Genomic DNA, 20176 nt, shown 5'->3' on the forward strand with positions numbered 1-20176 from the left:
CACGCGTAGATTCGCGGTATGTCCGACCGGGAGAAGTTCGACCTCGACGCCTATCTGGAGCGCATCGGCTGGGCGGGCGGCGCACGGGCCGACCTGGCGACGCTGCGCGGGGTGCATCTGGCGCACGCCCTGGCGCTGCCCTTCGAGAACCTGGACCCGGTGTCCGGCAGGGTCCCGTCGCTGGAACCCGCCGACGTGGTGGCCAAGATGGTCCACGGGCGGCGCGGCGGCTACTGCTACGAGCACAACACCCTGCTGCGGCTGGCGCTGGAGGCGCTCGGTTTCCGGGTGACCCCGCTGGCGGGCCGGGTGGTGCTGGGGGCGGACACCCCGGAGAGCCGGCCGCGTACGCACGCGATGCTCCGGGTCGAGGTGCCGGGCGAGCCGCTGCCGTATCTGGCCGATGTCGGTTTCGGGGCGATCGGGGCGCTGCTGGCGCCGGTGCCGCTGACCGTCGGCGAGGAGTTCGAGGACGGCGGACGCCGGCACCGCTTCACGCGCCTGCCGCACGAGGGGCCGCTGGAACTGTGGGCGTTGCAGGCGTACGACGGGGTGGCGCGGGACTGGGTGAGCCAGTACGCGTTCACGCTGGAGCCGTTCACGGCCGCCGACTTCGAGGTGTTCAACTGGCACGTCGGCAGCAACCCGCGCTCCCCGTTCACCCGCCGGCCGTACCTTCAGCGGACCACCGCCGAGCGTCATCTCGCCCTGGACGGAGCCCGGTTGACGGAGACCCGCGCCGACGGCACGGTGGCCGTGCGCGAGCTGGCCGGCGAGGCGGAGGCACGGCGCGTGGTGGCGGAGGAGTTCGGGATCGAGGTGCCCGAGGGGCTGGAGCTGCTGGGCCGGCTCAGCGGCGGCTGAGCCAGTCGCCGCCCTCGATACGGGTGCCGCGGGCGCGCAGCCGGGCGGCCACCCTCGGGGCGGCCAGGTAGACCCAGGCGCGGACGGTACCGCCGTCGGCGCGCACGACGTCCCGGGCGACGCGCAGGTACAGGTTGTGCGGGTCGCCCGGCACGTACTCCTCCAGCCGGTCCAGGGCGGCCAGCAGGTCCGCGTACGCCTCGGGGCGGGCGGTCACCAGTTCTCCCCGCACCTCGTCACCGGGCCGCTCGACGGCGTACGGGTAGCCGGGGCCGTCGTACAGCACGGCGCCCGGGAGGCGGCCCGGTTCCTCCGCCGAGGTCCGGCCGCGCAGGAAGAGATCGTGGTTCGCCTCGCCGGGGCGGAGGGTGCCGTACACGAAGAAGGGGAGCGGCTCGGGGTCCTCAGTGATCACGGAAACGATTCTGTACCCCCGCCGCCTCCCCACACATCTCCATGAACGCCCTATGGACATGACATGTCATGGCCCCTTAAATCTCAGGGGTTGCCAGCGCCACCCCCACCTCCAACCTGGCGCCTCCCCAAGGAGACTGATGAGCCGGATACGTCAGCACGTCCGAGGAACCCGTCGTCTCGCCACCACCGGTGTCGCCGTCGGCACGGCGGCCCTGATGGTCACCGCTCTCGCCCCCGCCGCCCACGCCGACGGCAGACCGACCCGGGCCACCGCGATCCAGAACGCGGCCTCGGCCCTGCTCGCCCACGCCGCCGGCCTCGGCCTCACCTCCGCCGAGGACACCAGCGTGCGGGACGTGATCGTGGACAAGGACGGCACCCAGCACGTCCGTTACGACCGCACCTACCACCGACTGCCCGTGCTGGGCGGTGACTTCGTCGTCCACCTGACGGCGGACGGCGGCTACCGCAGCGCCGACCGGGCGACCCGCGGCCGGATATCCCTGGCCTCGGTGGTCCCGAAGATCTCCGGCCAGAAGGCCGCCGACCTCGCGGTGAACGCCCTGCGCGCGGCCAACCTCGGCGAGAAGCTGAAGCAGGTGAAGGCCAAGCCGCAGCTGGTGGTCGACGCCCTGCACGGCGCGCCGAGGCTCGCCTGGCGCACCGACGCCGCCGGCCTCGACTCGCTCGGCAACCCGGTCGGCCGCACCGTGCTGACCGACGCGCGCACCGGCGCCCGGATCGACGCGTGGGACACCATCGAGACGGCCACCGGCGACGGCAAGTCCCTGTACGGCGGCACCGTCGCGCTGGAGACCACCCAGTCGGGATCGGCGTACCAGCTCAAGGACCCGACCCGCGGCAACACCTACACCGGTGACGCGGCCAACAAGACCGACCTGTGCATCTTCGGCATCTGCTTCAGCCGCGCGCCCGCGACCCTGTTCACGGACGCCGACAACCACTGGGGCACCGGCACCACCGCCGACCGCTCCTCGGCCGCCGTCGACGCCCAGTACGGCACGAACGAGACCTGGGACTACTACAAGAACGTCCACGGCCGCAACGGCATCGCGGGCGACGGCAAGGGCAGTTACAACCGCGTCCACTACGGCAACAACTACAACAACGCGTTCTGGGACGACAGCTGCTTCTGCATGACGTACGGCGACGGGGACGGGACCACCTTCGGCCCGCTGGTCGCCCTCGACGTCGCCGGGCACGAGATGACCCACGGCGTGACGTCCAAGTCGGCCGCGCTGACCTACTCGGGCGAGTCCGGCGGCCTGAACGAGGCCACCTCCGACATCCTCGGCACGATGGTCGAGTGGTACGCGAACAACTCCTCCGACACCGGTGACTACCTCATCGGCGAGAAGATCGTCCGCTCCGGCTTCGGCAAGACCGCGCTGCGCTACATGGACAAGCCGTCGAAGGACGGCAACTCGGCCGACTACTGGAGCAGTTCGGTCGGCAACCTCGACGTCCACTACTCCTCGGGCGTCGCCAACCACTTCGCGTACCTCCTCGCCGAGGGCAGCGGCGCGAAGACCATCAACGGCGTTTCCTACGACTCGCCGACCGCCAACGGCTCCACCGTCACCGGCATCGGCCGGGACAAGGTCGGCAAGATCTGGTACCGGGCGCTGACGGTCTACATGACCTCCTCGACGAACTACGCGGGGGCCAGGACCGCCACCCTCAACGCGGCCAAGGACCTCTACGGCGCGGGGAGCGCCGAGTACAACGCGGTGGCCGCCGCGTGGAGCGCGGTCAACGTCAACTGATCCGTCGCCGACGACACGAGGCCGGTGCCCCCGCGGGCACCGGCCTTCGGTGTCCCCCGGCCTTCGGCGTCCCCCGGCCGGCGGGCGGGTGCCCGGCCGGTCCCGGGCGCCCGCGGAGGCGTGGTCCTGTTCCCTTGACGCCCCGTCACCCGTTCACCGGCGCCCACCGCTCCATTCGTGTGCTTTTCATACCGCAACCTCCCGAAGCCCCCGCCCACGCCCGTGACCTGCCCGAACCCCGGAAGCGCTAGCCCGTACGGGGGGCTCGGCCGACACCCGTTCTCCGCAATCCCCGGCGTTCTCCCGGGAAGCGGACGGGCCCCCGAGCCACTTACCTCGGAAGGGCACGAGTCGGACAAGCTTCGGGGAGCACCATGCGCCGCACCGCCCGTCTGCTGACCGGTACCGCTCTCGCCTTGGCAGCCGCGGCACCCGCCCACGCCGCCGGCACCGGCAGCCTGGACGTGTACCCCTCGACGGTCGCGCCGGGTGCCCAGGTCACCGTGAACACCGCCGCGTGCGGCGACAAGGGCTCCGCGACCGGGGACGCGGGCGCGGTCGGCGCCGGCACCTTCACGCTGGCGCCCAGCACCCACGAGGGCGAGGCGATCGGCCAGTTCAAGGTGCCGGAGAGCGCGCAGCCGGGGACGTACGAGATCGTCGCCAAGTGCGCGGAGGGCGACCGGCAGATGAAGGGCGACCTGGTGGTGGCGCTGAGCGCGGCGCACGAGCAGGCGGCCGGCGGCGTGCAGCCGAAAGGAAGCGTGAAGACGGGGGTCGGTGGCGCACTCGGCACCGACCCCGCGCAGACCACGGCGGGTGTGGCGGCTCTGGCCGTCGCCGCCGCGGGCGGTACCTGGCTCCTGCATCGCCGGGCGAGAGGCGACGGGATCTGACGGACACCCTCCGCTGTCCGTCCGCAGGTACCGCAGTCCCACCCCCTCCGGGTCCGATGCCCCTCGCGGCCCGGAGGGGGAGGGCCTTCGGGGGTCCGCCCCCGGGAGAGGGGTTCGCATGCGCACGAGAGCCAGGTTCGACCGGCTCGGCGACACCGCCATAGCCGCGGTCACCGTCGTGGCCCTCGGTTCGGGGGTGTGGCTGCTCGGCGGCGGTGCCGGCGCCCACACCCCACCGCAGCCGTCGGCGGCCGAGGGCCGGCCGGATCCGACGGACGAGCGGCTCGCGGCGCCGGCGCTCGCCCCGTCCCCGCCGACCCGGGTCCGCATCCCCTCGATCCGCGTGAACGCCCCGCTGATGGGCCTGGCCCTCACCCCGTCCGGCAGCCTGGACGCGCCGCCCGCGGCACAGAAGAACCTCGCCGGCTGGTACGAGGCCGGCACCATGCCCGGTGAGACGGGCACCGCGATCCTCGCCGGGCACGTCGACAACACCGACGGCCCCGCCGTCTTCTACGACCTCGGCGCCCTCAGACGCGGCGCCCGCATCGAGGTGGACCGCCGGGACGGCTCCGTGGCCGTGTTCACGGTGGACGCGGTCGAGGTGTACTCCGCCCGCGACTTCCCCGACGAGAAGGTCTACGGCGCCGCCGCCCGCCCCGAACTCCGCGTCATCACCTGCGGCGGCGGCTATTCGAGAGCCACCGGCTACCAGGGCAACGTGGTCGTCTTCGCCCACCTCACCGGCTCCCGCTGACCTCTCGGCCGACTCGCCGCCGGTCATCCGCCGACCGCACCCCCGACCCGCACCGCCGCCCTCATCGCCGCCCTCACCGCCGAGGGGGCGCCGCGCGGTCAGGCGACCCACTGCTCGTAGGCCAGGTTCGTCACCAGGGCGAGGACGACCGTCAGCAGGACCACCCGGACGAAGCCGCTGCCGCGCTTGAGCGCGGTGCGGGCGCCGAGCGTGCCGCCCGCCAGGTTGAAGACGGCGAGCAGCAGCGCGAGACGCCACAGCACCGTGCCCTGCCAGGCGAACATGGCCAGGGCGCCCGCGTTGGTGCAGCAGTTGACGATCTTCGCGGTGGCGGAGGCGCTGACCAGGTCGAGGCGCAGGACCGCGGTCAGCGCGAGGACCAGGAACGTGCCGGTGCGGGGGCCGATCAGGCCGTCGTAGAAGCCGATGCCCAGGCCGGCCAGGCCGATCGCGGCGAGCTTGCGGCGCCGGCCGGCGGGGCCCAGGGCCGGGGCGGTGCCGAAGGCGGGGCGCAGGATCACGAAGGCGGCCACCCCGAGCAGCACCACCATGATCACCGGCTTGAGGACCTCCGTGCTCATCCCGGCCGCGAAGAACGCGCCCGCCGAGGAACCCGCCAGCGCGGCGAAGCCGATGCGCACGGCCGTGCCGACGTCCACCGGCGCCCGGCGGGCGTAGGTCACGGCGGCGCCCGTGGTGCCGACGATCGCGATCGCCTTGTTGGTGCCCAGCGCCGCGGCGGCCGGGGTGGCCGAGGGCAGGCCCAGCAGCAGGGCCGGCAACAGCAGCAGTCCGCCCCCGCCGACCACCGCGTCGATCCAGCCGGCCGCGAGGGAGGCCACACAGAGCAGGGCGACGACGGCCACGGGTATGTCGGGCATGATCGCGACCCTAGGCAGAGGATGCGTGTGCCGTCCATGTATCTGAGCGGCTTCTGAGGCTGGGCGGCCGGTCCCGGCACCCCACCGCCCGCAGCCGAGCGCCCCCGGTCCCTCACAACCCCCGCCCGCCGAGCACTCCCGGTCCCTCACACCCCCCGCCGCCGGCCGCTGAGGGCAGCGTTCCTGCTGGGAAACAGAGGTGATGCTGCCGGGAAACGTCGGGGCCGCACGCTCGGGACATGACCTCGAAAACGCGTGTGGTGGTGATCGGCGCCGGCCTCGCGGGCGTACGGCTCGCCCGGCGGCTCGGCGACCTGGGCACGCCCGCGCTGCTGGTCGGCGAGGAGGAACACGCGCCCTACAACCGGGTGCTGCTCGCCGAGGTGCTGGCCGGCCGGTACGCCCCCGAGGTGATCGGCCTGCCGGCACCGGAGGGCCTGCTGCGCGCCCGGGTCACCGGGATCGACCGGGCCGCCCGGACCGTCGACTGCGCCGACGGCACCCGGATCGCCTACGACACGCTGGTCCTGGCCACCGGCTCCAACCCGGTGCTGCCACCGCTGCGCGGCCTGTTCACCGCCGGCCAGCAGCTGCCCGAGGGCGTCCACGCGTTCCGCACCATGGACGACTGCCTGGGGCTGGCCAAGGCGGTCCGGCCGGGGCTGCGCGCCGTCGTCATCGGCGGCGGGCTGCTGGGGTCTCCGCCGCCCGGGCGCTCGCCGTGCGCGGCGCCCAGGTGGTCCTCGCCCAGCAGGCCGAACGCCTCATGGAACGCCAGCTGGACCCGGACGCCTCCCGGCTGGTGCGACGGCACCTGACCGACCTCGGCGTCGAGGTGCACACCGAGTGCCGGGTGCGGGACGTGCGCTGCGTCGCCGGCGCGGTCCGCTCCGTGGATCTGGCCGACGGGTACGCCCTCGACGCCGACCTCGTCGTGGTCACCTGCGGGGTGCGCCCGCGCACCGGCCTGGCGGAGCAGGCGGGCCTCACCGTCCGCAAGGGCGTCGTCGTGGACGACGAGCTGCGCACCTCCGACCCGCACATCCACGCCGTCGGCGACTGCGCCCAGCACGACGGCACGGTCTACGGCCTGGCCGCCCCCGCGCTGGAACAGGCCGACGCGCTCGCCGGGCTGCTCGCGGGCCCGGCCGGCGCCCGCTACCGCGGCACCCGTTCCCTGACCCGGCTGACCCTCACGGGCCCGGGCTCCCCCTTCGACCTCGCCGCGTTCGGCGAGACCGAGGCCCGCCCCGGCGACGACGTGGTGCGGCTCGCCGACGCCACCCGGGGCACCTACCGCAAGGTCGTCGTCCGCGACGACCGGCTGGTGGGCGGGGTCCTGGTCGGCGAACTCGGCACCGTCGGCGCGCTCGCCCGCGCCTGGGAGGGAGCAGAGCCGCTCCCGTCCGACGGCGGCCCCCTGCTCCACCTGCTCACCAACGACGGAGGCTCCTGATGTCCACGACCGCACCCGCCGGGGACCGTCCCACGATCGTGCTCGTCGGGCACGGCATGGTCGGCCAGCGCTTCCTCGAAGCACTCGCCGAGCGCGGCCTGACCGCCACGCACCGCGTGGTCGTGCTGTGCGAGGAGCCCCGCCCGGCCTACGACCGCGTGCAGCTGACCTCGTACTTCTCGGGTCGGACGCCCGACGACCTCTCCCTGACCGACGAGGAGTTCCTCACGGCCCACGGCATCGAGCTGCGCCTCGGGGACCCGGCGGAGACGATCGACCGCGAGGCCCGCGAGGTCACCGCGCGCTCCGGGCGCGTCGTCGGCTACGACGTCCTGGTGCTGGCCACCGGCTCCTACCCGTTCGTCCCGCCGGTGCCGGGCAGGGACGCGGCCGGCTGCTTCGTCTACCGGACCATCGAGGACCTGCTCGCCATCGAGGAGTACGCGCGGACCCGGGCCGTCACCGGCGCCGTGGTCGGCGGCGGCCTGCTCGGCCTGGAGGCCGCCGGGGCCCTGAACGGCCTCGGACTGGCCACCCACATCGTGGAGTTCGCGCCCCGGCTGATGCCGGTGCAGGTCGACGACGGCGGTGGCGCGGCGCTGCTGCGGACCATCGAGGGCATGGGCCTGACCGTGCACATCGGCACGGGCACCCAGGAGATCGTCACCGGGACCGACGGCGCCGTCACCGGCATGAAGCTGTCGGACGGTTCCGAACTCGCCGTCGACATGGTCGTGTTCAGCGCCGGCGTCCGCCCCCGCGACCAGCTCGCGCGGGACTGCGGTCTGCCGGTCGGCGAGCGCGGCGGCATCACCGTCGACGAGCGCTGCCGCACCCTCGCCGACCCGCGCGTGTTCGCGATCGGCGAGTGCGCGCAGGCGGCGGACGGCCGGGTGTACGGCCTCGTGGCGCCCGGCTACGAGCAGGCGGAGACGGCCGCCGCCGCGATCGCCCGGGACGAGGCGTCCTTCACGGGCGCCGACCTGTCCACCAAACTGAAGCTGCTCGGCGTGGACGTGGCCTCCTTCGGCGACGCGCACGGCACCACCGGCGACTGCCTGGACGTCGTCTACTCCGACTCCCGCGCGGGCCTGTACAAGAAGCTGGTCATCGGGGCGGACGGCACCCTGCTCGGCGGCATCCTGGTCGGCGACGCCGAGGCCTACGGCACCCTGCGCGCGCTCACCGGATCCGTCCCGCCCGTCTCCCCCGAGTCCCTCGTCCTGCCCGCCGGAGCCGCCCCGGGAGCGGCGCTCGGCCCGTCCGCGCTGCCGGACGACGCGATCATCTGCTCCTGCCACAACGTCAGCAAGGGCACGATCCGCGGCGCGGTCACCGAGCACGCGTGCACCACCGTGCCCGAGGTGAAGAAGTGCACCAAGGCCGGTACCGGATGCGGCAGTTGCGTCAAGGTGCTCGGGCAGCTGGTCACCGCCGAGCTGGAGGCCGCGGGCGTCGAGGTCGACAAGGGGCTGTGCGGCTGCTTCGACCGGACCCGCGAGGAGCTGTACGAGATCGTCCTCGCCCTGCGCGTCACCTCGTACCAGGACCTGCTGGACCGCTACGGCCGCGAGGGCGCCCGGGGCGGCGACGGCTGCGAGGTCTGCAAGCCGGCCGTCGGCTCGATCATCGCCTCCCTCGCGCCCACGATCGGCGCGAGCGGCTACGTCCTGGAGGGCGAGCAGGCAGCCCTCCAGGACACCAACGACCACTTCCTAGCCAACCTGCAGAAGAACGGCTCGTACTCGGTGGTGCCGCGCATCCCCGGCGGCGAGATCGCGCCCGAGAAACTGATCGTGATCGGGGAGATCGCCCGGGACTTCGGCCTCTACACGAAGATCACCGGCGGCCAGCGGATCGACATGTTCGGTGCGCGGGTCGAGCAACTGCCGCTGATCTGGGCGCGCCTGGTGGACGCGGGCTTCGAGTCCGGGCACGCCTACGGCAAGTCGCTGCGCACGGTGAAGTCCTGCGTCGGGCAGACCTGGTGCCGCTACGGCGTGCAGGACTCGGTCCGCATGGCGATCGACCTGGAGCTGCGCTACCGGGGGCTGCGCTCCCCGCACAAGCTGAAGTCGGCGGTCTCCGGGTGCCAGCGCGAGTGCGCCGAGGCCCGGTCCAAGGACTTCGGCGTGATCGCCACCGCGGGCGGCTGGAACCTCTATGTCGGCGGCAACGGCGGCGCCACCCCGCGCCACGCCGACCTGCTCGCCCAGGACCTGTCCGACGCCGAACTGGTGCGCCTGATCGACCGGTTCCTGATGTTCTACATCCGCACCGCCGACCGCCTGGAGCGCACCTCGGCCTGGCTGGAGCGGATCCCCGGCGGCCTGGACCACGTACGGGACGTGGTGGTGCACGACTCGCTCGGCATCTGCGCGGAGCTGGAGTCCCTGATGGCCGCGCACGTCGCGCACTACCGCGACGAGTGGGCCGAGACCGTCAACGACCCCGAGAAGCTCGCCCGGTTCGTGTCCTTCGTCAACGCCCCGGACACCCCGGACCCGGTCGTCGCCTTCGTTCCCGAACGCGACCAGATCAAGCCCGACCTGCCGCTGCTGTCGATCGGCATGCGGTCCGCCGAAGACGTCCTGGAAGGAAGCGCCCAGCGATGACCCTGGCCCTCGAGACCACCGACCTGAAGGTCCAGCTCCGGCTTTCCGACGGCTGGTTCACGGTCTGCGACCTCAGCGCGCTCGGCTCCGGCCGCGGAGTGGCCGCGCTGCTGCCGGACGGCCGCCAGGTGGCCCTGTTCCGCGACCGCTCCGACCGCCTGTACGCGATCGACAACCGTGACCCGTTCACCGGCGCGGCCGTCCTCTCACGCGGCCTGACCGGCACCCACCAGGGCCGCCCCTTCGTCGCCTCCCCGCTGCTGAAGCAGCGCTTCGACCTGGCCAGCGGGGCGTGTCTGGACGACGCGTCGGCCCGGGTGACGGCGTACGAGGTGCGCGCGTCCTGAGGCGGTCCCGGCGCCGGGCGGCTCACTCCTTCAGGGCGTCGTAGGACACACCGGTCAGGCGGACCGACTCCGTCCAGAGCCGTCGCGCCACCTCGTCGTCCAGCGTCCAGGGTGCCCGCCAGGACGGTGCGGGCGCGCCGCGCCACATCGCGAACGAGGGGCCGAAGAAGGAGTCGGGCCGTACGCCGGGCGCGGTCGCCACGTACAGCGAGGGCAGCGCGCCGGCCTCGGCCGGCTGGGCGAAGACCCGGTTGGCGGCCTCCATCATCCGCTCGGCGCCCCGGCGCCCTCGGCGCGCGGCCCGGCCGTCTGCAGGTTGGTGGCCGCGTACCCCGGGTGCGCGGCGGTGGCGACGACCTCACCGCCGTGCCGGCCGACCCGCCGGGCCAACTCGTGCGTGAAGAGCAGATTCGCCGTCTTGGACCGGGCGTAGGCGATCCAGCGCCGGTATCCGCGCTCGCTGCCCAGGTCCCGGATGTCGATGTTGGCGAGGGCGTGCAGGAAGCTGGAGACGGTCACGATCCGGGCGCCGGGGGTGGTGAGCAGCCTCGGCAGGAGCAGCCCGGTGAGCGCGAAGTGCCCGAGGTGGTTGACGCCGAACTGCGTCTCGAACCCGTCGGCGGTGGTCCCGTACGGTACGGCCATCAGACCGGCGTTGTTGAGGAGCAGATCGAGCCGGTCGTACGGCAGCCGGTCGGCGAACTCCCGCACGGACGCGAGGTCGGCGAGATCGAGCGGGGCCGGCTCCACCCGGGCTCCGGGCACCTCCGCCGCCACCCGCTCGGCGGCCCGGCCCCCGCGCTCCACGCTCCGGCACGCCAGCACCACCCGCGCCCCCTTACGGGCCAGCTCCCGCGCGGTGACGTACCCGAGCCCACTGTTGGCCCCGGTGACGACGGCCACGCGGCCGACCTGATCGGGAATGTCGGCGGCCGTCCAGCCGGTCATGGCGGGTCCTTCCGGGGGGGGCGGGGGTCAGTGGGCGGGGTCAGCGGGCGGGGGTCAGTGGGCGGGCGGTGGCCGAGTGGGCGCGTGCAGTGGCCGACTGGACGCGAGCCGGAGGGAGTGCGGCGGACGGGCGGTCGGCCGGATGGGCGGGCGGCTGTTGCTGGACGGGGCGGCCAGCGGGCGGCGAGCAATCAGGCGGGCGGGCGGCTGGCTGGACGGACGAGTGACCGCTGGCTGGAGGGCCTGCCGGCGAGCACGCGGGGGCGGGCGAAAAGATCCGGCCACAGCATCTCCCGTGCGGCATCATGACGTCCATGAAGACCCCCCGAAAGGCCGATGCCGCGTAACCGCCCCGGCGCCCTGCGCGCCCCGCAGGGCAGCTTCTCCGCCCGCCCCCGGACCGCTCCCCCACCGCCCCGTGTGCACGGGCTCTCCGCCCGCACCAGCCTCGCCGTGAACCGGGCCGAGGCCGACGTCCTGCATCTGCGCCCCGGCAGCGTGGACAGGGCCCTGCGCCGCTGCGAGGGCTTCCTCGCGGCACCGGGCCAAAGTCCCCTCTACCCGACCGAGGCGTACTGCGCGTCATGCCCCGGCTGCGCGCTGGACGACGTACGGGAAGCCATGAGCCTGCTCGCACAGACGCTGGCCGCGCTGCCACCCCGCCCCAGATCCGAACTGTCCCGGCTGCTCGCGCCGTTGCGCCGCCGCTACCTCGCCCGCACCCTGCCCGACCCCTTCGCCGACCGCACCCTGCCCTGGTGGCACCGCCGCCTGGCCCACGGCGTCGAGGGCTGGTGACGGTCCCGGTCGAGGCGACCGGACGCCCCCGACCACGACGAGGGGCGGCACCCCCGCACAGGGTGCCGCCCCTCTTCTCGTGCGCCGGAGCCGCCGCCGATCGGTCTGAGGGTCGGGGACCGACGGCGGCTCCGGGGTTCGGTGGCCGGGAGGCCTAGCGGTGGTCGCTGCCCTCCGACTGCGTCGCCGCGCGGCCCGCCTCCAGGCGGGCGACCGGGATGCGGAACGGGGAGCAGGAGACGTAGTCGAGTCCGACCTCGTGGAAGAAGTGGACCGACTCCGGGTCGCCGCCGTGCTCGCCGCAGACGCCGAGCTTGAGGTCGGGACGGGTGCGCCGGCCGGCCTCCGCCGCCAGCTTCACCAGGGAGCCGACGCCGTCGCGGTCGATCGTCTCGAAGGGGCTGACGCCGAAGATGCCCTTCTCCAGGTAGGCCGTGAAGAAGCTGGCCTCCACGTCGTCCCGGCTGAAGCCCCACACCGTCTGCGTCAGGTCGTTCGTGCCGAAGCTGAAGAACTGGGCCGCCTCCGCGATCTGACCCGCCGTGAGGGCGGCGCGCGGCAGCTCGATCATCGTGCCGATCGCCAGCTTCAGCTCCGTGCCGGTCGCCGCCTGGACCTCGGCGATGACCTTGTCGGCCTCCTCGCGGACGATCTCCAGCTCCTGGACCGTGCCGACGAGCGGGATCATGATCTCGGCGCGCGGGTCGCCCTTGGCGGCCTTGCGCTCGGCCGCGGCCTCGGCGATCGCGCGGACCTGCATCGTGAACAGGCCCGGGATCACGAGCCCGAGGCGTACACCGCGCAGACCCAGCATCGGGTTCTGCTCGTGCAGGCGGTGGACCGCCTGGAGCAGCCGCAGGTCGTTCTCGTGCGGCTCCTGGCGGGACTCGGCGAGGGCCACCCGGACCGAGAGCTCGGTGATGTCGGGCAGGAACTCGTGCAGCGGCGGGTCGAGGAGACGGATGGTGACCGGCAGGCCGTCCATCGCCTCGAAGAGCTCGACGAAGTCGGTCTTCTGCAGCGGCAGCAGGGACTTCAGGGAGTCCTCGCGCTCCTCCTGCGTGTCCGCGAGGATCAGGCGCTCGACCAGCTCGCGACGGTCGCCGAGGAACATGTGCTCGGTGCGGCACAGGCCGATGCCCTGGGCGCCGAAGCGGCGGGCGCGCAGCGCGTCCTCGGCGTTGTCGGCGTTGGCGCGCACGCGCAGCCGGCGCTTGCGGTCGGCGAAGGCCATCATGCGGTGGACGGCCTCGACCAGCTCGTCGGCGTCGTCGGCGCCCGGGTGCATCCGGCCCTCGAAGTACTCCACGACCGGGGACGGCACGACCGGGACCTCGCCGAGGTAGACCTTGCCCGAGGAGCCGTCGATCGAGATGACGTCGCCCTCCTCGACCACGTGGCCGCCCGGGACGGTCATCCGGCGGCGCTTGGTGTCGACCTCCAGCTCCTCGGCGCCGCAGACACAGGTCTTGCCCATGCCGCGGGCGACGACGGCCGCGTGGGAGGTCTTGCCGCCGCGCGAGGTCAGGATGCCCTCGGCGGCGATCATGCCGTCCAGGTCGTCGGGGTTGGTCTCCCGGCGGACGAGGATGACCTTCTCGCCCGAGCGGGACCACTTCACCGCGGTGTACGAGTCGAAGACGGCCTTGCCGACCGCCGCGCCCGGCGAGGCCGCGATGCCGCGGGCGACCTGCTCGACCTTCGCCTGCTCGTCGAAGCGCGGGAACATCAGCTGCGCGAGCTGGGCGCCCGTCACCCGCTGGAGGGCCTCGGTCTCGTCGATGAGGCCCTGGTCCACCAGCTGCGTGGCGATGCGGAAGGCGGCACCGGCGGTGCGCTTGCCGACGCGGGTCTGGAGCATCCAGAGCTGGCCGCGCTCGATGGTGAACTCGATGTCGCAGAGATCCTTGTAGTGGTTCTCCAGGGTCTCCATGATCTGCATGAGCTGGTCGTACGACTTCTTGTCGATCTGCTCCAGCTCCGCCAGCGGGACCGTGTTGCGGATGCCCGCCACGACGTCCTCGCCCTGCGCGTTCTGCAGGTAGTCGCCGTAGACGCCCTGGTGGCCGGAGGCGGGGTCGCGGGTGAAGGCGACGCCGGTGCCGGAGTCGGGGCCGAGGTTGCCGAAGACCATCGAGCAGACGTTGACGGCCGTGCCCAGGTCGCCGGGGATGCGCTCCTGGCGGCGGTAGAGCTTGGCGCGGTCGGTGTTCCAGGAGTCGAAGACCGCCTTGATGGCGAGGTCCATCTGCTCGCGCGGGTCCTGCGGGAAGTCCCGGCCGGCCTCCTTCTTGACGATCTTCTTGAAGGCGGTGACGAGCTTCTTCAGGTCGGCGGCCTCGAGGTCGGTGTCGACCGTGACCTTCTTGGCCTCCTTGGCCTGGTCGAGGGCCTCCTCGAAGAGCTCGCCGTCGACGCCGAGGACGGTCTTGCCGAACATCTGGATGAGCCGGCGGTAGGAGTCCCACGCGAAGCGGTCGTCGCCCGCCTGCTTGGCCAGGCCCTGCACCGACTTGTCGGACAGGCCGATGTTCAGGACCGTGTCCATCATGCCGGGCATGGAGAACTTGGCGCCCGAGCGGACCGAGACCAGCAGGGGGTCGTCGGCCTGGCCGAGCTTCTTGCCCATCGCCTGCTCGAGGGCGTCGAGGTGCGCACTCACCTCGTCACGCAGTGCCGCGGGCTCCGCACCGCTCTCCAGGTAGACCTTGCAGGCCTCGGTGGTGATGGTGAAGCCGGGAGGGACCGGAAGGCCGAGGTTGGTCATCTCGGCGAGGTTGGCACCCTTGCCACCGAGGAGGTCCTTGAGGTCCTTGTTGCCCTCGGTGAAGTCGTAAACGAACTTCGCTACGTGGGGTTCTTTGTTTTCCGACACGGGTCTCGACTCCTTGAGGCCACGGTGGCTGCCCTGACGGCGAGGAACATACCCAGATCGAAGGTCCGTGGGTACGTCTACTTGTGCGTCATGCGCCTGTAACCACTCGTCCGCCAGTGGATCGAAAGTCAAAGCTTGGCAAGCCCAGGCGGGCTGATGTTTTCACTTCTTGAACGCACGCACCCCCGAAGGGGCACTATTCCGCTCATCTGAGCGACCCTTGACACGACTGATTTCGATCGATGAACGATCAAGGGGTGGCACGGAGTGCCACCCCTTGGAGAAGTGCAGCCGCGCATGATCCGCTCATCTGAGCGCCACCCTTATCAAGGGTGGCGAGAATCACGCTGCCACAGCGGCCCGGATTTCACCATGCGGACGCGGATCCGGGACGGAAACGCAGGGCAAACACGCCTGTCACAGGCGTGCGCCGCGGAGGTGGCCCGGCGCGGTCACACGCCCATGGCCGCCAGCCGCTCCTCCACCCGCGCCGGTGCGTAGAGGTGCTCCACGACCAGCGCCCCCGCTCCGATGAGCGCGGCCCGCTCCCCCAGCCGGGAGGTGACGACGTCCAGGCTGGCCGTGGAGCGCGGCAGGGCCCGCTGGTAGAGCAGCTCGCGCACACCCGTGAGGAAGGGGGTGCCGGCCAGGTCGCCGGCGATCACCAGTACGCCCGGGTTGAGCAGGGTCACGACCGTCGCCAGCACGTCCCCGACCCGGCGTCCGGCCTCCCTGGCCAGCGCGGCGGCCTGCGGGTGCCCCGCGGCCAGCAGGTCCCGTACGTCCGACCCGGACGCGGCCGGCACCCCGGACTCGGCCAGCCGCCCGGCCACCGCGCCCCCGCTCGCGACGGCCGCGAGGCAGCCGTACGACCCGCACCGGCACAGCGCGTCCGCGCCGACCCGGACGTGCCCGATGTCGCCCGCGCCGCCGTCCACGCCCCGGTAGATCGAACCGTCGACGACCACTCCGGCGCCGATGCCGGTCGACACCTTGACGAGGACGAGGGCCGAGCAGTCCGGGTGACCGGTGCGCTGTTCGCCGTACGCCATGAGGTTGGCGTCGTTGTCGACCAGGACGGGGACCGCCGGGGTGCCGGTGTGCTCGGTGAAGGCACGGGAGAGCCGGCCCCGTATGTCGTAGCCGTCCCAGCCCGGCATGATCGGGGGCTGCACGACCCGGCCGGTCTCGCTGTCCACCGGGCCCGGCACCGCGAGCCCGATCCCGCAGACCGCCGCCGCCGGCCGGCCGGCCTTGGTCAGCAGGTCGGCGAACCGGCGCCCGAGTTCGCCGAGCACCGCCTCAGGGCCGTGCTCCACCACGAGCGTGCCGGAGTCCTCGGCCAGCAGCTCGCCGGTCAGGGTGAGGACGGCCGCGCGGGCGTGCCGGGTGTCGAGGTCGGCGACGAGGACCACGGCGTGGGAGTCGTCGAACTCCAGGGTGACGGCGGGGCGTCCACCGAGCGGCGAGCCGACGGGACCGCCCGCGCCCTCACGCAGCCAGCCGGCCCGGAACAGCCGGTCGAGGCGCTGGCCGACGGTGGCGCGGGACAGTCCGGTCGCCTCCTGCAGCGCACCACGGGTCACGGCCCGTCCGCTGCGCACCAGTTCGAGCAGATCGCCGGCGCCGGCCTGGCCGCCGCCCCTGGAGGTTGTCCCGGTTCTTCCCGGACGTCCCGTCATACGCACCCCCTTGTGTTCCTCAAGCCTGCATTACATAGTGAGTTTTGCGTGTTAAATAGACGTAACCCTGCGGTAGCCACCACCAAACCCGGCCGGCCGGACGTCTTCGGGGAGCCCCGAGTGGATCGCACTGCCCAGCTCACCGCCCGCCCCGCACGAGCAGACCTCGCATACGATCCCCCGCTCTCCGACACGTCCCCGCAGGCCGGGGCCGCCCGGGTGCTGGCGGCGAACTGGACGGGCACCTCGACGGTCCCCTCCCGGAGCCTGTATCCGCACCAGTGGTCCTGGGACTCGGCGTTCATCGCGATCGGCCTGCGGCACGTGTCGCCGCTGCGGGCCCAGACCGAGCTGGAGACGCTGCTGGCGGCCCAGTGGGGCGACGGGCGCGTCCCGCACATCGTGTTCAACCCCTCCGTACCGCTCGACGCCTACTTCCCGAGCCCCGACTTCTGGCGCTCCGCCACCGCGGGCCGCGCCGCCGGCGCCCCGCGCACCGTACAGACGTCCGGCATCGTGCAGCCACCGGTGCACGCCCTGGCGGCCTGGCTGGTGCACGGCGCCGACCCCGGACTCTCCCGGGAGCGGGGCTTTTTGGCCCGGGTCTACCCGCGGCTGGCCGCCTGGCACCGCTATCTGCTGCACCGGCGCGACCTGGGCGGCGGCGGGCTGGTGTCGGTGGTCCACCCCTGGGAGCAGGGCATGGACAACAGCCCCTGCTGGGACGCCCCGCTCGCCCGGATCACCCCGGCGCCGGCCCGTTCCTTCCGCCGTGCCGACCTCGACCACGGCGCGCCCGAGGACCGGCCGACGGATCTGGACTACGGGCGGTACGTACGGCTGGCCGCCGACTACCGGGACGCCGGCTACGCGGACGGCGGCGGGCAGTTCGCCGTGGAGGACCCGGCGTTCAACGCCCTCCTCATCGCCTCCGAGCACGCACTGGCCCGGATCGCCGAGGAGCTGGGCGCGGCCGGCACCGCCCGGCGGGCCCGCGCCGAGCGGCTGACGGGCGCCCTGGTGGAGCGGCTGTGGGAGCCGGCGGCCGGCCAGTTCCTGTGCCGGGACCTGCGGGCCGGCGGGGCGACCGTCCGCGAGCGCGGCGTCACGGGGCTGATCCCGCTGCTGCTGCCGGACCTGCCCCGGGACATCGCCGCCGCTCTGGTCCGCACCCTGCGCGGACCGCACTTCTCGCTCGGCGACCGCACCCGGCTGGTGCCCAGCCACGACCTGCTCGCCGAGACCTTCGACCCGCACCGGTACTGGCGCGGCCCGGCCTGGTTCAACACGAGCTGGCTGGTGGAGCGCGGGCTGCGCACGCACGGCGAGACGGACCAGGCCGACGCCCTGCGCGCGGCGGTCGTCGAGCTCGCCGGCGCCACCGGCTTCGCGGAGTACGCCGACCCGTTCACCGGCGAGGCCTGCGGCGCGACCGGCTTCTCCTGGACCGCCGCACTCGCACTGGACCTGCACCAAGAGCTTCTCAAGCACCTCGCACAGGGCGTGTCCCCGACGGGCACCGCCACGTTCGCCAGGAGTGACGAAGGAGGAGACCGGGGATGACGGACCGGCATCATCTGCTCGTGCACGGGGCGACGTTCGCCGCCGTGGACGACCGGGGCGACATCAGCGGTGTCCGGGGCGGCAGTTCCCCGGACGGGTGGTTCGTCCGGGACGCCCGGCACCTGAGCCGCTGGCAGCTCACCGTCGACGGCGCGGTGCCCGAAGTGCTGCGCCCCGTCCCGGACGGGGACGCCAGCCGCTGCGCGCTGGTGCCGCGCGGCGGCCGGCACGAGCCCCCGGCGTACACGGTCTTCCGTGAACAGGCCGTCGGGGAGAGCGCGTTCGTGGAGGCGCTGCGGGTGACCAGCAACCGCCCCGAGCCCACCACGATCCGGCTCGCCCTCACCGTCGACGCCGACTTCACCGACCAGTTCGAACTCCGCTCCGACCACCGTACCTACGCCAAGCCCGGCGCCCTGCGATCCCGTCAGGTACTGGACGACGGCATCGAGTTCACCTACCGGCGCGCCGAGTGGCGGTCCTGTACGACCATCACGGCCGACCCGGCGCCGGAGGCCGTGGAGGAGACGGGCACCGGCGCCCGGCGCCTGGTGTGGACCCTCGACCTGGCACCGCACGGCACGGCACGGCTGGTGCTGCGGGTGATCGCCCGCCCGCACGGCGAGCGGCGCGCCCTGCGGGTGCCCCGCGACCCGGCCGCCGTGCGGGACCAGCTCCTCGCCGCCGAGGGCGAGTTCATGGAGGGGGTGGCCTTCCCGACCGGCTGGCCGGAGCTGGCGGCGGCCTGTGCCCGGGGGCTCGCCGACCTGGCCGCGCTCCAGGTGCCGGCCACCGGGACGGACGGCGAGGAACTGCGCGTACCGGCCGGCGGTGCCCCCTGGTTCCTCACCCTCATCGCCCGGGACGCCCTGCTCACCTCCCTGTTCGCCCTGCCGTACCGGCCTCGGCCGGCCGCCGCGACGCTGCACGCGCTCGCCGCCACCCAGGCGACCGGCGGCGGCGGGGGCCGGGGTGCCCAGCCGGGCAAGATCGTGCACGAGGTGCGGCACGGCGAGCTGGCGCACTTCGGGCAGGTGCCGTACGGGCGCTACTACGGTTCGGTCGACGCCACCCCGCTCTTCCTCGTCCTGCTGGGCGCGTACACCGAGCGCACCTCCGACCCGGCGCCGGCCCGCCGCCTGGAGCCGCACGCCCGGGCCGCCGTCGGCTGGATGCTCGACCACGGCGGCCTGACCACGCGCGGCTACCTCGTCCACCGTGCCGACGAGGGGGGCCTCGCCAACCAGAACTGGAAGGACTCCCCCGACGCGATCTGCTGCGCCGACGGCACCCGGCCCACCGGGGCGGTCATGGCGGCGGGCGCCCAGGGCTACGCGTACGACGCGCTGCGCCGTACGGCGTGGCTGGCGCGCACGGTGTGGGCCGACGAGACCTACGCGGCCCTGCTGGAGCAGGCGGCGGCCGACCTCCGGGACCGCTTCCAGCGGGACTTCTGGATGGGCGAGCACTCCTTCCCGGCGCTCGCGCTGGACGGCGAGGGCCGCCGGATCGACGCGCTGGCGTCCGACGCGGGGCATCTGCTGTGGTCGGGGCTGCTGGACAAGGAGTACGGCGAGGTGGTCGGCCGGCGGCTGCTCGAACCGGACTTCTTCTCCGGCTGGGGCGTCCGCACCCTCGCCGCCGGACAGCCGGCCTACCATCCGCTCTCCCGCCATCGCGGCTCGGTCTGGCCGCACGACAACGCGCTGATCACGCTCGGCCTGACCCGCTACGGACTGCACGACGAGGCCCGTACGGTCGCGCACGCGCTGGTCGACGCGGCGACGGCGGGCGGGCACCGGCTGCCGGAGGTTCTGGCGGGTTACGGCCGCGACACCCATCCGGAACCTGTCCCCTGTCCGCACGCCTGTGTCCGGGAGTCCCGCTCGGCGGCGGCACCGCTCGCGCTGCTCACGGCGGTGGGCGGAACGTAGCCGCGCCGGGCCGCCGGCCGGCCCGGTGAGCGTTTGCCAGGTGTTTGCCCGGGGCCGTGAACAGGGGCCCTGAAGTGGCCGTACGGGAGGACATCAAGGGTCTCGCACGGAAGGACCTCCGGGTTGCCTCAGCACACGAGCACGCGCCAGCCATCCCGTACGGCCGCGGGGGCGCGCGGCGAGGAAACGGAACCCGGGGCGCCGGCCCCGGCACCGGCCGAGGGCGCGGAGGCGACGGCAGCGGTCCCGGAGCAGCGGGAGCCGGACCAGGCCGCCCGTGAGACGGCCCAACCGACGTCAGCCGAACCGAAGTCGGCGGAGCCGGAGTCGGAGGCGGCCCAAGCCGAGTCGGCGGA

13 protein-coding genes and 2 pseudogenes are annotated in these 20176 nt (G+C 73.4%); 10 read left to right on the top strand and 5 right to left on the bottom strand.

The annotated features are described in order from the left end of the window. Positions 1-18 precede the first annotated feature (18 nt). Positions 19-864, top strand: coding sequence for an arylamine N-acetyltransferase family protein (locus tag N8I86_RS13615; protein WP_263277869.1), 846 nt, complete (start codon positions 19-21; stop codon positions 862-864). Here the strand turns inward: N8I86_RS13615 and N8I86_RS13620 are convergent. Next, positions 851-1279: a gamma-glutamylcyclotransferase family protein gene (locus N8I86_RS13620; protein ID WP_263277870.1), complete on the bottom strand. Its 429-nt coding sequence runs from the start codon at positions 1277-1279 to the stop codon at positions 851-853. The two genes, N8I86_RS13615 and N8I86_RS13620, sit on opposite strands and share 14 nt — an antisense overlap. Positions 1280-1418: 139 nt before the next feature. Between N8I86_RS13620 and N8I86_RS13625 the strand changes: the two genes are divergently transcribed. From N8I86_RS13625 to N8I86_RS13635, 3 genes are all read left to right on the top strand, one after another. Beyond that, a complete protein-coding gene (locus tag N8I86_RS13625; protein ID WP_123437967.1) occupies positions 1419-3068 on the top strand; it encodes a M4 family metallopeptidase in 1650 nt (549 codons plus the stop codon). Positions 3069-3442: 374 nt separating this feature from the next. Beyond that, positions 3443-3964 carry a hypothetical protein gene (locus N8I86_RS13630; RefSeq protein WP_073893736.1) on the top strand — a complete coding sequence of 174 codons (522 nt, stop codon included), beginning with the start codon at positions 3443-3445 and terminating at the stop codon, positions 3962-3964. Between the two features lie 118 nt (positions 3965-4082). Then, positions 4083-4721: a class F sortase gene (locus N8I86_RS13635; RefSeq protein ID WP_263277871.1), complete on the top strand. Its 639-nt coding sequence runs from the start codon at positions 4083-4085 to the stop codon at positions 4719-4721. Positions 4722-4819: 98 nt separating this feature from the next. Here the strand turns inward: N8I86_RS13635 and N8I86_RS13640 are convergent, their stop codons facing one another. Continuing rightward, positions 4820-5602, bottom strand: coding sequence for a sulfite exporter TauE/SafE family protein (locus N8I86_RS13640; RefSeq protein WP_263277873.1), 783 nt, complete (start codon positions 5600-5602; stop codon positions 4820-4822). Positions 5603-5841: 239 nt separating this feature from the next. Here N8I86_RS13640 and N8I86_RS13645 point away from each other — a divergent pair. The 3 genes and pseudogenes from N8I86_RS13645 (at position 5842) to nirD (ending at position 10020) form a co-directional block, all read left to right on the top strand. Further along, positions 5842-7058: pseudogene (locus N8I86_RS13645) on the top strand (NAD(P)/FAD-dependent oxidoreductase). Then, on the top strand, positions 7058-9673 hold the full coding sequence (nirB, locus tag N8I86_RS13650; protein WP_263277874.1) for a nitrite reductase large subunit NirB: 2616 nt from the start codon (positions 7058-7060) through the stop codon (positions 9671-9673). Before N8I86_RS13645 ends, nirB begins: the two are co-directional and overlap by 1 nt. Beyond that, a complete protein-coding gene (gene nirD, locus N8I86_RS13655; RefSeq protein WP_073893744.1) occupies positions 9670-10020 on the top strand; it encodes a nitrite reductase small subunit NirD in 351 nt (116 codons plus the stop codon). The genes nirB and nirD overlap by 4 nt, the downstream gene beginning before the upstream one ends. A gap of 22 nt (positions 10021-10042) precedes the next feature. Here nirD and N8I86_RS13660 read toward each other — a convergent pair. Continuing rightward, positions 10043-10968 (bottom strand): annotated as a pseudogene (locus N8I86_RS13660) (oxidoreductase). A gap of 336 nt (positions 10969-11304) precedes the next feature. Here N8I86_RS13660 and N8I86_RS13665 point away from each other — a divergent pair. After that, entirely contained in the window at positions 11305-11766 is a 462-nt protein-coding gene (locus N8I86_RS13665) for a hypothetical protein (RefSeq protein WP_263277875.1), read from the top strand. A 154-nt stretch (positions 11767-11920) separates the two neighbouring features. On the opposite strand, the gene ppdK is transcribed toward N8I86_RS13665, so the two are convergent. Together ppdK and N8I86_RS13675 are read right to left on the bottom strand one after the other, a co-directional pair. Further along, positions 11921-14641, bottom strand: coding sequence for a pyruvate, phosphate dikinase (gene ppdK, locus N8I86_RS13670; RefSeq protein WP_263277876.1), 2721 nt, complete (start codon positions 14639-14641; stop codon positions 11921-11923). A gap of 452 nt (positions 14642-15093) precedes the next feature. Continuing rightward, a complete protein-coding gene (locus N8I86_RS13675) occupies positions 15094-16323 on the bottom strand; it encodes an ROK family transcriptional regulator (RefSeq protein ID WP_185091383.1) in 1230 nt (409 codons plus the stop codon). Between the two features lie 120 nt (positions 16324-16443). Between N8I86_RS13675 and N8I86_RS13680 the strand changes: the two genes are divergently transcribed. Both N8I86_RS13680 and N8I86_RS13685 read left to right on the top strand, forming a co-directional pair. Further along, positions 16444-17886 (top strand): MGH1-like glycoside hydrolase domain-containing protein, encoded by a 1443-nt coding sequence (locus N8I86_RS13680; RefSeq protein WP_263277877.1) that lies wholly within the window; start codon positions 16444-16446, stop codon positions 17884-17886. Then, positions 17883-19820, top strand: a complete 1938-nt coding sequence (locus N8I86_RS13685) for an amylo-alpha-1,6-glucosidase (protein WP_263277878.1) — start codon at positions 17883-17885, stop codon at positions 19818-19820. The genes N8I86_RS13680 and N8I86_RS13685 overlap by 4 nt, the downstream gene beginning before the upstream one ends. Positions 19821-20176: the final 356 nt, after the last annotated feature.

The organism is Streptomyces albidicamelliae (assembly GCF_025642175.1).
In the GTDB taxonomy this organism is placed as follows: Bacteria; Actinomycetota; Actinomycetes; order Streptomycetales; family Streptomycetaceae; genus Streptomyces; species Streptomyces albidocamelliae.

Coding starts and splice junctions, on each gene's coding strand:
- nirB (WP_263277874.1), top strand. CDS start 7,058: ATGTCCACGACCGCACCCGCCGGGGACCGTCCCACGATCGTGCTCGTC.
- nirD (WP_073893744.1), top strand. CDS start 9,670: ATGACCCTGGCCCTCGAGACCACCGACCTGAAGGTCCAGCTCCGGCTT.
- N8I86_RS13625 (WP_123437967.1), top strand. CDS start 1,419: ATGAGCCGGATACGTCAGCACGTCCGAGGAACCCGTCGTCTCGCCACC.
- N8I86_RS13615 (WP_263277869.1), top strand. CDS start 19: ATGTCCGACCGGGAGAAGTTCGACCTCGACGCCTATCTGGAGCGCATC.
- N8I86_RS13665 (WP_263277875.1), top strand. CDS start 11,305: ATGCCGCGTAACCGCCCCGGCGCCCTGCGCGCCCCGCAGGGCAGCTTC.
- N8I86_RS13685 (WP_263277878.1), top strand. CDS start 17,883: ATGACGGACCGGCATCATCTGCTCGTGCACGGGGCGACGTTCGCCGCC.
- N8I86_RS13675 (WP_185091383.1), bottom strand. CDS start 16,323: ATGACGGGACGTCCGGGAAGAACCGGGACAACCTCCAGGGGCGGCGGC.
- N8I86_RS13635 (WP_263277871.1), top strand. CDS start 4,083: ATGCGCACGAGAGCCAGGTTCGACCGGCTCGGCGACACCGCCATAGCC.
- N8I86_RS13640 (WP_263277873.1), bottom strand. CDS start 5,602: ATGCCCGACATACCCGTGGCCGTCGTCGCCCTGCTCTGTGTGGCCTCC.
- N8I86_RS13630 (WP_073893736.1), top strand. CDS start 3,443: ATGCGCCGCACCGCCCGTCTGCTGACCGGTACCGCTCTCGCCTTGGCA.